The organism is Micromonospora sp. CNZ295 (assembly GCF_004217535.1).
In genome coordinates, this window is the sequence record NZ_SHKZ01000001.1 from 6,088,621 (window position 1) to 6,100,310 (window position 11,690).

Genomic DNA, 11,690 nt, shown 5'->3' on the forward strand with positions numbered 1-11,690 from the left:
GTCAGCCGACGGCGGCCAGGTCGGTCAGCCGGGCGAGCGAGTCCTCCAGGTCGGCGCCGACCCGACGCAGGCCGAGCCGGAGCAGGGCGGCCTTGACCGGACCGGCCGGCCAGCGTACGACGATGAGCCGCACGATCGTCCCGCCCTCCTCCTCGTCGGCGGTGAGCTGGACGTAGATCTCGGTGCGCGCCTCCGCCCGGGCACCGGCGCCCTTGGCGCGCTCCCGCCAGCCGATCAGGGTCGGCTCCTGGTAGGCGATCACCTCGGCCTCATGCGCCGCGCCGCGCCCGGCCTGGACCAGCTGTCGTCGGCCGAAGCCCTCCCCCGAGAGCACTTCGGCCGCGCGGACCCCCGCCAGCCAGGCCGGTAGCTGTTCGGCCCGCTGCACGACGTCCCAGACCGCTTCGATCGGCGCCATCACGTGCGCACTGCGTTCCACGAGGATCATTTCCGTCTTCCTCCAGTGAGGACATCCCACGATATCGGCACTCTATGCGCAAATTCGGACGTACTTGGACGGGTTCGGAAAAGACACGCCGAAAAGCATTGCGCTGACGGTATTCCCGCCCTATAGCGCTCCGCGCGGCCGCCCCCTAGAGTCGCGAACACATTTCGCGTACGACGGGAGGGCGCATGCCGACCGCTCCGCTGCCGCAGTTCCCCGCCGGGTTCCGGTTCGGGGTCTCCACGTCCGCCTACCAGATCGAGGGCGCGGTCGACGAGGCCGGGCGCGGTCCGTCCATCTGGGACACCTTCGCCCACTCCCCCGGCCGGATCGTCGACGGCAGCACCGGCGACGTCGCCTGCGACCACTACCACCGGTACGCCGAGGACGTCGCGCTGATGGCGCGGCTGGGCGTGACCGGGTACCGCTTCTCGATCGCCTGGCCCCGCGTCCGGCCGGCGGGCGACGGCCCGGTCGACCCGCGCGGCCTGGACTTCTACGATCGGCTCGTCGACGAGTTGCTGGCCCACGGCATCGACCCCGTGGCGACCCTGTTCCACTGGGACCTGCCGCAGCCGCTCGAGGACGCCGGCGGCTGGCTGAACCGGGAGACCGCCCACCGGTTCGCCGAGTACGCCGACGCGACGGCCGCCCGGCTCGGCGACCGGGTGAAGCTCTGGATCACGCTCAACGAGCCGTTCGTCCACATGAGCCTCGGGCACGGCATGGGCGTGCACGCGCCCGGGCGGATGCTGCTCTTCGACGCGTTCCCCGTCGCCCACCACCAACTGCTCGCGCACGGCCTCGCGGTGGCCGCGCTGCGGGCCCGTACCGCCGCCCCGGTCGCCATCGCCAACAACTACTCCCCGGTGCGGGTGCTCGGCGACACCGACGCGGACGCCGCCGCCGGCGCCGCGTACGAGGCGCTGCACAACCGGCTCTTCACCGACCCGGTGCTGGGCCGCGGCTACCCGGCGGAGCACGGGTTCGACCCGGGCGTGGTCCAGGACGGTGACCTGGCGGTCGTCGCGGCGCCGATCGACGTGCTCGGCGTCAACTACTACAACCCCACCGGCATCCGCGCGCCCGAGGAGGGGTCGCCGCTGCCGTTCGAGATCGTGCCGCTGCCCGGCTACCAGCGGACCGCGTTCGACTGGCCGGTCGCCCCCGACGGCCTGCGGGAACTGCTCGGCTGGCTGCACCGCCGCTACGGCGCCGACCTGCCGCCGGTCCAGGTCACCGAGAGCGGCTGCGCGTACGACGACAGGCCCGACGCCGACGGGCGGGTGCACGACCCGGAGCGGATCGCGTACCTGGACGGGCACCTGCGGGCCGTCCGCGCGGCGATCGACGACGGGGTGGACGTGACCGGGTACTTCGTCTGGTCGCTGCTGGACAACTGGGAGTGGGCCGAGGGCTTCACCAAACGCTTCGGGCTGGTCCACGTCGACTACGCCACCGGGACGCGTACGCCGAAGTCGTCGTACGCGTGGCTCCGCGACGCGATCGCCGCGTCGCGATGACCACCGTCGACCCGACGCCGACGTCGCTGCCGGCGGCGCTCGCCGAACCGACCGTGCCGGTCCGGCGGGGCTGGATCGCGCTGCTGGCCGCCGCCAACCTCGGCGTCTGGATGGCCTTCTTCACCCCCATCCAGGTGCTGCTGCCGCAGCAGGTGGAACGGATCGCGCCGGCCGACAAGGAGACCATGCTGGCCGTCGTCACCGGCCTCGGCGCGCTGGCCGCGGTGCTCGCCAACCCGCTCGCCGGGGCGCTCTCCGACCGGACGGCGCTGCGCCTGGCCGGCCGCGCCCTCGGCCGCCGGCACGTCTGGACCGCGGGCGGGGCGGTGCTCGGCGCGCTCGCCCTGGTGCTGCTGGCGCAGCAGCGCACGGTGCTCGGCGTGACGGTCGGCTGGGTGGCCGCCCAGGTCTGCTTCAACGCGATGCTGGCCAGCCTGACCGCGGCGGTACCGGACCGGGTGCCGGTGGCCCAGCGCGGCGGCGTGTCCGGGTGGGTCGGCATCCCGCAGGCGCTGGGCCTGGTGCTCGGCGTGGTGCTGGTGACCGCCCTGGTCACCGGCAACGCCGCCGGCTACGCCGCGATCGCCGTCGCGGTGCTGGTGCTGGCGCTGCCGTTCGCGCTGCTCACCACGGACGACCCACTGCCACCCGCGCACCGCCCGCCGCTGCGCGGGCTGCTCGCCTCGATGTGGGTGTCGCCCCGCCGGCACCCCGACTTCGGCTGGGCCTGGATCACCCGGTTCCTGGTCCAGCTGGGCAACGCCCTCGGGACCCTCTACCTGCTGTACTTCCTCACCGACGAGGTCCGCCTGGCCGACCCGGAGGGCGGCCTGCTGGTGCTGATCCTGCTCTACACCGTCGGGCTGGCGGCGACCGCGGTGGTGGCCGGGCGGCTGTCCGACCGCTCCGGACGCCGGAAGGTGTTCGTGATCGCCTCCGGCGGCGTCATGGCGGTGGCGGCCCTGCTGCTGGCCGTCGCGCCGGTCTGGCCGGTGGCGGTGGTCGCCGCGCTGCTGCTCGGCGCCGGCTACGGGGTCTACCTGTCGGTCGACGCGGCGCTCATCACGCAGGTGCTGCCCCGGGCCACCGACCGGGCCAAGGACCTCGGCGTGATCAACATCGCGAACTCGGCGCCGCAGGTCCTCGGCCCGGCGATGTCCGCGCCGATCGTGGTCTACCTGGGCGGCTACCCCGCGCTGTACGCGGTCACGGCGGCCGTCACCGTGCTGGGCAGCGTCCTGGTCCTGAAGATCCGCTCGGTGCCCTGAGGCGTACCCCTGGCCAACGGCGGTAGCGCGCCGCCGTAGGCTGGAGGACGTGACGGTACGTGTGCGCTTCGCCCCTTCCCCGACCGGTATGTTCCACGTCGGCGGCGCCCGCTCGGCCCTGCAGAACTGGATCTTCGCCAAGCAGCACGGCGGGGTGTTCGTGCTCCGCATCGAGGACACCGACGCGGCGCGCAACAAGCCCGAATGGACCGAGGGCATCCTGTCGGCGCTGGAGTGGATCGGCATCGCGCGGGGCAGCTACGAGGGGCCGTACTTCCAGTCCTCGTACGCCGGCGAGCACCGCGCCGCCGCCACCCGCCTGTACGAGGGCGGTCGCGCGTACTACTGCGACTGCACCCGCGAGGCGGTGCAGGCCCGGACCGGCTCGCAGCACGCCGGGTACGACGGCTTCTGCCGGGACCGCGGCCTGGGTCCCGGTGCGGGCCGGGCCCTGCGGTTCCGGACGCCGGACGAGGGCGCCACGGTGGTGGTGGACCTGATCCGCGGCGAGCCCACCTTCGAGAACAAGCTGATCGAGGACTTCGTCATCGCCCGCGGCGACGGCTCGGCCGTCTTCCTGCTCGCCAACGTCGTCGACGACATGACCATGGGGATCACCCACGTCATCCGGGCCGAGGAGCACCTGCCCAACACCCCCAAGCAGCAGCTGCTCTGGGACGCGCTGGGCGTCAAGCCCCCGGTCTGGGCGCACGTGCCGGTGGTGGTGAACGAGAAGCGGCAGAAGCTGTCCAAGCGCCGCGACAAGGTGGCCCTGGAGGCGTACCGCGACGAGGGCTACCTGGCCGACGCCATGCGCAACTACCTGATGCTGCTCGGCTGGGCCCCGTCCGGCGACCGCGAGATCGTGCCCTGGTCGGTGATCGAGGAGGAGTTCCGCCTGGAGGAGGTCAACCCCTCCCCCGCGTTCTTCGACGAGAAGAAGCTGCGCGCGTTCAACGGCGAGTACATCCGGGCGCTGCCGCTCGACGAGTTCATCGCGGCGTGCCAGCCGTGGCTGACCGGGACGGACACGATCGCGCCGCCGCCCTGGCAGCCGGACGAGTTCGACGCCGAGGCGTTCGCCGCGGTGGCGCCGCTGGCGCAGACCCGCATCGCGGTGCTCAGCGAGATCGTGCCGAACGTCGACTTCCTGTTCCTCGACTCGCCGTTGATCGAGGAGGCCGCCTGGGCGAAGGCGATGAAGGAGGGCTCCGGCGAGCTGCTCGACGCTGCGGTGGCCGCCTTCGCGGCGCTGCCGTCGTGGGACGCGGAGTCGACCAAGTCGGCGCTGGAGGCGGTCGGCGCGGAGCGCGGGCTCAAGCTGGGCAAGGCCCAGGCCCCGGTCCGGGTCGCGGTGACCGGCCGCACCGTCGGTCTCCCGCTCTTCGAGTCGCTCGAGGTCCTGGGCCGCGAGCGCACCCTGACCCGCCTCCGCGCCGCCCGCCTCCGCCTCCCCTGACCCGCCCCCGGCCGGGGCGGGGGTCAGCGGGTCCGGCGGCGGCGGTGCAGGAGGGCTGCGGTTGCGCCGGTGATGGCCAGGGCAGCCGCGGCCAGCGTCAGCCAGAGCCAGGTCGGCGTTCCCCCGTCGCGGGCGGCCGCCACCGGTGAGTTGCTGGCCGTCGGGGTCGGCGTGGCCGGGGGCGTGGTCGCCGGCGAGGCCACGGCCGGCGGGGTGGCGGGGCTCGGCGTGGCCGACGCGTCGGCGGGCGTGCCGGTGGTCAGGGTGAACCGCACCTCTCCGGAGACCGGGTGGCCGTCACCGGACCGGACCTGGTAGCCGACGATGTAGAGACCGGCCCGCCCGGGGCGGAACGGCACCGTGACCCGGCTGCCGGCGAAGCTCGCCGCGCCGCCGGCGGCCGCCACGTTGTCCGGACCGGTCACGGTGATCTTCGTGGTGGCCGGGTCGAGCCGGGACAGGAAGCGCAGCTCGATGCGGGCCGGCGCCTGGGCCACCCGCGCCCCGTCGCGCGGGTCGCTGCCGGTCAACTGGTTGTGCGCGGCGGCCGGCGCCGGCGGCGCCAGCAGCGACGCACCGAGCGCCAGCAACGACACACCGATCACGCCTGGCCAGGCGCGTGCCGCACGTGCGACCCTGCCCCCCATGGGCCCCTCCTCGAAGGTACGATCCGCCCGTTGATCAACGGCTGCCGGTGAGTTAGTCGGTCGAGGATCGCAGATAGTTCCAAATACAGTTCCACGAGCTGCAACCGATCGCCGTTCCACGGAGTCTCTGAGGTGGGGCCTCCGGCCCGCGGGTCCGACCACCTCCGTCGACCCGCCAACGCGTAACCTGCAGCGAAGCCATCCATCGAACGGGGCGAGGAGGCGGCGATGGTCCGAACGGTACGGCGACTGGTCGCCGTGGTGGCCGCCGGTCTCACGGCGGGTGTGCTGTCGCTCGGCCTGGTGTCGCCCGCGAAAGCGGCTCCGAAGCCGCCCCCCGCCGGTGTGGACATCACCGGTGAGGGCCTGGACGAACCGCTGCGCCTGCGCGCGAACGTCCACCCGGCCGAGGTGGTGGCCGTCATCGACCAGGTGAACTTCCTCGGCCGCACCGGCCAGACCGCCGGGCCCCGCAAGGCCGACCTGGGTCCGAAGTACACCGTCGTCGTGCTCTCCGGCGAGACCCCCAAGCAGACGTACGACCTGTACCCGAAGGCGGTCGGCGGCCCGCGGGTCTACCGGCCGGCCAAGCAGCCCGACTCCCGGAAGACCACCGCCGGTTGGTTCTTCGGCCGGCTCAGCATGTCGGAGACGCTGCGGAGCGTCGGCGTGCCGCTGGAGCGCCAGTTCGACACCGTGACCGGCGGGATCGGCGGCGGCGAGCGGGTGATCCCGGAGGACGCGATCAACCCCGCCCGGGACATCGACGAGGCGCTCGGCGAGTTGCAGCGGCTGCTGCTGCTCAACGTCGCCGTCGTCGTCACGATCACGTCGGGTCTGGCCGGGATCGCGCTGCTGATCCGCCGCCGGACCCGCTGACGCGTCCCGCGGTCAGACCTCCAGGACCACCTTGCCGCGGACGTGGCCCGCCTCGACCAGGCGCTGCGCGGCCGCGGCCTCGGCCAGCGGAAACGTCCGTGCGACGTGGACGGTCAGCCGGCCGGCGTCCACCAGGCCGGCCAGCACGCCCAGGTCCGCGCTCGACGGCTTGACGAAGACGTAGCTGCCGCCGAGGCGGGCCACTCGCTCCGCGTCGGCGATCGAGACCAGCCGGGACGGCCGGGCGAGCAGTTCGGCCGAGACGTCCAGGGCGGCTCCGCCGAACAGGTCGAGTGCCACGTCCACCCCGTCCGGCGCCAGGCCGCGTACCCGGTCCAGCAGCCCGTCCCCGTACGCGACCGGCTCCGCGCCGAGGGACCGTACGAAGTCGTGGTTGTCCGGGCCCGCGGTGCCGATCACCCGGTCGGCGCCGAGTGCCCGGGCGATCTGCACGGCCAGATGACCGACCCCGCCGGACGCGCCGTGCACCAGGACCGTGTCGCCGGCGCCGGTGCGGGCCAGCCGCAGCGCCTGGTACGCGGTGAGGCCGGCCAGCGGCAGGCCGGCCGCCTGCGCCCAGGACCCCTGGACCGGCCGGTCGGCGAGGGCCCGCTCCGGCGCGGGCACCAGTTCGGCGTACGTCCCGTACTGGATGTGGTCGCGCCGGACGTACCCGATGACCTCGTCACCCGCCGCGAAGCCCGGCACCGCCGGACCCGCCGCCACCACGACGCCGGCCACGTCCCAGCCGGGCACCAGCGGGAAGTGGCTGGGGAAGGCGCGGGCCAGGCGACCCTCGCGGATCTTCCAGTCGACGGGGTTGACTCCCGCGGCCCGGGTCCGGACCAGGACGGTGTCCGGCCCGACGGGTGGATCGGGAAGCTCCCGGAGGGTGAGCAGATCGGCCGGGCCGTACTCGTCGATCGCGATCGCCTGCACCCCAACCACGCTAGCCGCTAAACGGCGCGGGCGCGGTCAGCACCAGCGGCGCGGCGGTCGCTCCCGGCGGCCGGCCCGCGGCCGCGGCCGGACCGGACCGTGCCGGTGCGCGCCCGCCCAGCCCCGCAGGTCGCTGAGGCAGCCGCCGAACGGCATCGCCACCGGCAGGACCGGCTCGGCGGACCGCTGCCGCGGCACCGGGACGTCGTCGTCGGCACGCTCGGGCAGCCATCCGGTCGGCGAGTCGCCCGGGTGCGCCGGCAGGCCCCCGACCAGCCGCCGGTGGTGCTTGGTCACCGGCGGCTCGGGGTGACCCGGCCGGCAGGGCTCACCCTGGGCGCAGCCGTGGTCGGCCTCCCCGTGCGCCATCCCGGACTCCTCACATTCGCCGTCGCCCGCCGGCGCTCCCCCGGCGTGCCCTGTCACCGTACTGGCCGGCACCGACGGGCTGTGCAGCGCGTACCCCAGGTCAGCCTCCGCGCGCGGCGCGGGTGGCCCGTCTCCCCGCCGGATGGTGGATGGGGTGGCCTCCGCCCCGCTCGGAGTGCAGGCGGCCATCCCGGTCCAGGAGTCGGGCCTGCCGGCGTCCCCGCCGGCCGGCCCCTGAGCACACCCGGCGCCGGCGGCGTCGGGGCAGCCGGACGTCGGCGACGGCACGGGTCCCGGCGGGGCCGCGTGCCGCCGGGCCCGTGTCGCCGGTCCAGGTCAGGGCGTGTCAGGCTGGTGCGGTGAGCGAGCCGGAGACCGAACTGGCGGCCACGCTGCGCCGGATCGAGCGGGCGGCGGGGGGCCTGGCCACCGCCAGCGTGGCGCGGATGGACGAGACGCTGCCCTGGTTCCGGTCGCTCCCGGCCGACCAGCGCTCCTGGGTCATGCTGGTGGCGCAGGCCGGCGTCCGGTCGCTGGTGCAGTGGCTGCGGTCGGGCGGCGGCACCGCCGACAGCACCCAGGAGGTCTCCGACGAGGTCTTCGCGGCCGCGCCGCAGGCCCTGGCCCGCTCGATCAGCCTCCAGCAGACCGTGGCGCTGATCAAGGTGACCATCGACGTGGTCGAGGAGCAGGTCCCGCACCTGGCCGCCCCCGGCGAGGAGCCGCGGCTGCGCGAGGCGGTGCTGCGCTTCTCCCGGGAGATCGCGTTCGCCGCCGCCCGGGTGTACGCGCGGGCCGCCGAGTCCCGCGGCTCCTGGGACGCCCGGCTCCAGGCGCTGCTGGTGGACGCGCTGCTGCGGGGCGACTCGCCGGACGTGCTGGCCAGCCGGGCGGCGGCGCTGGGCTGGGTGGACGAGCCGCCGGTGGCGGTGGCGGTGGGCCGCTCCCCGGGCGGCGAGGTGCCCGCGGTGCTGCACACGGTCTACCGGCAGGCCCGCCGGATCGGCGCCGAGGTGATCGGCGGGGTGCACGGCGACCGGCTGGTCATCGTGCTCGGCGGCGCCGCCGATCCGGTGGCCGCCACCGGCAAGCTGCTCGAGGCGTTCGGCGACGGGCCGGTGGTGGTCGGCCCGGCCGTGCCGAGCCTGGACGAGGCCACCGAGTCGGCCCGCGCCGCGCTGGCCGGGTTCCGCGCCGCCCCGGCCTGGCCGACCGCGCCGCGGCCGGTGCCCGCCGCCGACCTGCTGCCGGAGCGGGCGCTGGCCGGGGACGCCGAGGCCCGCCGCCGGCTGCGGCACGACGTGTACGCGACGCTGGTGCGCTCCGGCGGGGAGCTGCTGGAGACCCTGGACGCCTTCTTCGCGGCCGGCGGCACGCTGGAGAGCGCGGCCCGGGCGCTGTTCGTGCACCCGAACACGGTGCGCTACCGGCTGCGGCGGGTCGCCGAGGTGACCGGGTTCTCGCCGCTCACCGCGCGTGACGCGTACGCGCTCCAGGTGGCGCTCACAGTGGGCCGGCTGGACCCGGTGGTCACTCTGGTCCCGACCCAGACAATGACCCCAGCCGTGAGGAAAACATCACAGACAGGTGACGACCTCGGCCGATCTTTGTAGGAACCCTCCAAACGTTCTAGTGCGGTTTGGTCGGGGGCGGCACAGCGCTACCCGTGCGTATCCGGGAGAGTCATAGACGTGCTCGCCGTACTCTCCCCCGGCCAGGGTTCACAGAAACCCGGCTTCCTGACCCCCTGGCTCGACCTGCCCGGCGCCGAGGCGCGACTGCGCTGGTGGTCCGCGCTCGCCGGGGTCGACCTGGTCCACCTCGGGACGGCCGCGGACGCCGACGAGATCAAGGACACCGCCCGCACCCAGCCGCTGCTCGTCGCGGCGGCGCTGCTCGCCGCCGAGCACCTGCCGATGTACGACGTCGCCCTCACCGCCGGCCACAGCGTCGGTGAGCTCGGCGCGGCCTCGCTCGCCGGCGTGCTGGCTCCGGAGGCGGCGGTCACCCTGGCCGGTGTCCGCGGCCGCGAGATGGCCGCTGCCTGTGCGCTGGAGCCGACCGGGATGGCCGCGGTGCTGGGCGGCGACCCGGACGAGGTGCTCGCCGCCATCGACAAGCACGGGCTGCATCCGGCCAACCGCAACGGCGCGGGCCAGGTCGTCGCCGCCGGCGTCCTCGGTGGGCTGGACCGGCTCGCCGCCGAGCCGCCCGCCCGCACCCGCATCGTCCGGCTACAGGTGGCCGGCGCCTTCCACACGCCGTACATGGCACCGGCCGAGACGGCGTTGGCGGCCGTGGCGGCCGGTATCACGCCCGCCGACCCGGCCCGCATCCTCCTGTCCAACCTGGACGGGGCGGCGGTGAACCACGGGCGGGAGATGGTGCAGCGGCTGGTCCGCCAGGTCACCGCCCCGGTCCGCTGGGACCTGTGCATGCGTACGCTCGCCGACCTCGGCGTGACCGGCGTCATCGAGCTGCCCCCGGCCGGCACCCTCGCCGGCCTGGTCAAGCGGGAGCTGAGGGGCGCCGGCGCCCCGGAGATCGTCACCCTCAACACGCCGGACGACCTGCCCGCCGCGCGGGACCTGATCGCCCGGCACAGCGGCCTCGGCGGTCACGAGCCGGTCATCCAGTTCCGGGTCGTGGTCTCCCCCGCGGCCGGCACCTTCACCCCGGCCGGGGGCCTGGCCGAGGGCGCCGACCTGCGCGCCGGCCAGGTCATCGGCCACGTCACCACCCGGCAGGGCCCGGTGGAGGTCACCGCCCACGACAGCGGCCTGCTCACCGAGTGGCTCGCCCACGACGACGACCCGGTCGCACCGGGACAACCGCTGGCCCGCATCGGCGGCCACGCATGACGCCGCGGCACGCGCGGCCACGCAGGGAAGGACAGCTCCGATGACGGGCAGCCGGATCGTCGCGCTCGGCCACTACCAGCCGTCGCGGGTGGTGACCAACGACGAGATCGCACAGCTGGTGGAGACCAGCGACGAGTGGATCCGCGACCGCGTCGGCATCGTCACCCGGCGCATCGCCGACAGCGAGACGGTGGCCGACATGGCCGCGGCCGCCGCCGGCAAGGCGCTGGCCAACTCCGGCCTGACCGCCGCCGACATCGACCTCGTCGTGGTGGCCACCTGCACCTCGGTCGACCGCAGCCCGAACGTCGCCTGCCGGGTCGCCGCCAAGCTCGGCATCCGCGCGCCGGGCGCGTACGACATCAACACCGCCTGCTCGGGCTTCGCGTACGCGCTGGGGACCGTCGATCACGCGATCCGGGCCGGCGCCGCGCGCAACGCGATCGTCATCGGCGCGGAGAAGCTCTCCGACTTCACCGACTGGACGGACCGTTCGACCTGCATCATCTTCGGCGACGGCGCGGGCGCCGCGGTGGTCACCGCCGCCGCGGCGGACGAGCCGGCCGGTGTCGGCCCGGTGGTGTGGGGCTCGGTGCCGGAGCGCGGCGACGCGGTCCGCATCGAGGGCTGGCGCCCGTACATCCAGCAGGAGGGGCAGTCGGTCTTCCGCTGGGCCACCACCGCGCTCGCGCCGCTCGCGCTGCAGGCGTGCGAGCGGGCCGGGGTCGCCCCGTCCGAGCTGGCCGCGTTCGTGCCCCACCAGGCCAACGCCCGCATCATCGACGGCATCGTGAAGCGCCTCGGCATCCCGGACGCGATCATCGCCAAGGACATCGTCGAGTCCGGCAACACCTCGGCGGCCAGCGTGCCGCTGGCCCTGTCCAAGCTGGTCGAGCGGCGCGAGGTGCCCTCGGGCGCCCCGGTGCTGCTGTTCGGCTTCGGCGGCGGCCTGACCTACGCCGGTCAGGTCGTCCGCTGCCCCTGAGACCCGGAGCGGTCCCACCGCGCCGCCTTCGCCACCCGGCGAAGAACAACCCCCCATCGAGAGGAACCAACCGCAATGACCCGTGACGAGATCACCGCCGGCCTCGCCGAGATCCTCGAAGAGGTTGCCGGGGTGAACCCGGACGACGTGGCCGAGGGGAAGTCCTTCACCGACGACCTGGACGTCGACTCGCTGTCGATGGTGGAGGTCGTGGTGGCCGCCGAGGAGAAGTTCGGTGTCAAGATCCCGGACAACGAGGTGCAGAACCTGAAGACCGTCGGGGACGCCGTCAGCTACATCGAGGCGCAGTCCTGA

Annotated in this window: 11 protein-coding genes and 1 pseudogene; 8 read left to right on the forward strand and 4 right to left on the reverse strand. The window is 74.5% G+C overall.

The features are described 5' to 3' along the window. Position 1: 1 nt before the first annotated feature. Positions 2-448: an SRPBCC family protein gene (locus EV376_RS28305; RefSeq protein ID WP_130328165.1), complete on the reverse strand. Its 447-nt coding sequence runs from the start codon at positions 446-448 to the stop codon at positions 2-4. 185 nt (positions 449-633) lie between these two features. Here EV376_RS28305 and EV376_RS28310 point away from each other — a divergent pair, with 185 nt between their 5' ends. The 3 genes from EV376_RS28310 to gltX are packed head-to-tail and all read left to right on the forward strand — an operon-like array spanning position 634 to position 4,695. Further along, positions 634-1,968 (forward strand): GH1 family beta-glucosidase, encoded by a 1,335-nt coding sequence (locus EV376_RS28310; RefSeq protein ID WP_130328166.1) that lies wholly within the window; start codon positions 634-636, stop codon positions 1,966-1,968. Further along, positions 1,965-3,236: an MFS transporter gene (locus tag EV376_RS28315; protein WP_130328167.1), complete on the forward strand. Its 1,272-nt coding sequence runs from the start codon at positions 1,965-1,967 to the stop codon at positions 3,234-3,236. The genes EV376_RS28310 and EV376_RS28315 overlap by 4 nt, the downstream gene beginning before the upstream one ends. Before the next feature lie 49 nt (positions 3,237-3,285). Beyond that, positions 3,286-4,695 carry a glutamate--tRNA ligase gene (gene gltX, locus EV376_RS28320; RefSeq protein WP_130328168.1) on the forward strand — a complete coding sequence of 470 codons (1,410 nt, stop codon included), beginning with the start codon at positions 3,286-3,288 and terminating at the stop codon, positions 4,693-4,695. 23 nt (positions 4,696-4,718) lie between these two features. Here the strand turns inward: gltX and EV376_RS28325 are convergent, their stop codons facing one another. After that, positions 4,719-5,342 (reverse strand): copper resistance CopC family protein, encoded by a 624-nt coding sequence (locus tag EV376_RS28325; RefSeq protein ID WP_130328169.1) that lies wholly within the window; start codon positions 5,340-5,342, stop codon positions 4,719-4,721. A gap of 228 nt (positions 5,343-5,570) precedes the next feature. Between EV376_RS28325 and EV376_RS28330 the strand changes: the two genes are divergently transcribed. After that, positions 5,571-6,221, forward strand: a complete 651-nt coding sequence (locus EV376_RS28330) for a hypothetical protein (protein ID WP_130328170.1) — start codon at positions 5,571-5,573, stop codon at positions 6,219-6,221. Positions 6,222-6,233: 12 nt separating this feature from the next. On the opposite strand, the gene EV376_RS28335 is transcribed toward EV376_RS28330, so the two are convergent. Both EV376_RS28335 and EV376_RS28340 read right to left on the reverse strand, forming a co-directional pair. Further along, complete coding sequence (locus EV376_RS28335; RefSeq protein ID WP_207228459.1) at positions 6,234-7,160, reverse strand: NADP-dependent oxidoreductase; 927 nt, start codon at positions 7,158-7,160, stop codon at positions 6,234-6,236. Between the two features lie 36 nt (positions 7,161-7,196). Next, positions 7,197-7,529, reverse strand: a complete 333-nt coding sequence (locus tag EV376_RS28340) for a hypothetical protein (RefSeq protein WP_130328171.1) — start codon at positions 7,527-7,529, stop codon at positions 7,197-7,199. 332 nt (positions 7,530-7,861) lie between these two features. Here EV376_RS28340 and EV376_RS28345 point away from each other — a divergent pair. From EV376_RS28345 to EV376_RS28360, 4 genes and pseudogenes are all read left to right on the forward strand, one after another. Then, a pseudogene (locus EV376_RS28345) lies at positions 7,862-9,142 on the forward strand (PucR family transcriptional regulator); the annotation flags it as partial. Positions 9,143-9,220: 78 nt separating this feature from the next. Continuing rightward, positions 9,221-10,390 carry an acyltransferase domain-containing protein gene (locus tag EV376_RS28350; RefSeq protein WP_130328173.1) on the forward strand — a complete coding sequence of 390 codons (1,170 nt, stop codon included), beginning with the start codon at positions 9,221-9,223 and terminating at the stop codon, positions 10,388-10,390. A gap of 40 nt (positions 10,391-10,430) precedes the next feature. Next, positions 10,431-11,375, forward strand: coding sequence for a beta-ketoacyl-ACP synthase III (locus tag EV376_RS28355; protein ID WP_130328174.1), 945 nt, complete (start codon positions 10,431-10,433; stop codon positions 11,373-11,375). Between the two features lie 75 nt (positions 11,376-11,450). After that, a complete protein-coding gene (locus EV376_RS28360) occupies positions 11,451-11,690 on the forward strand; it encodes an acyl carrier protein (RefSeq protein WP_007072348.1) in 240 nt (79 codons plus the stop codon).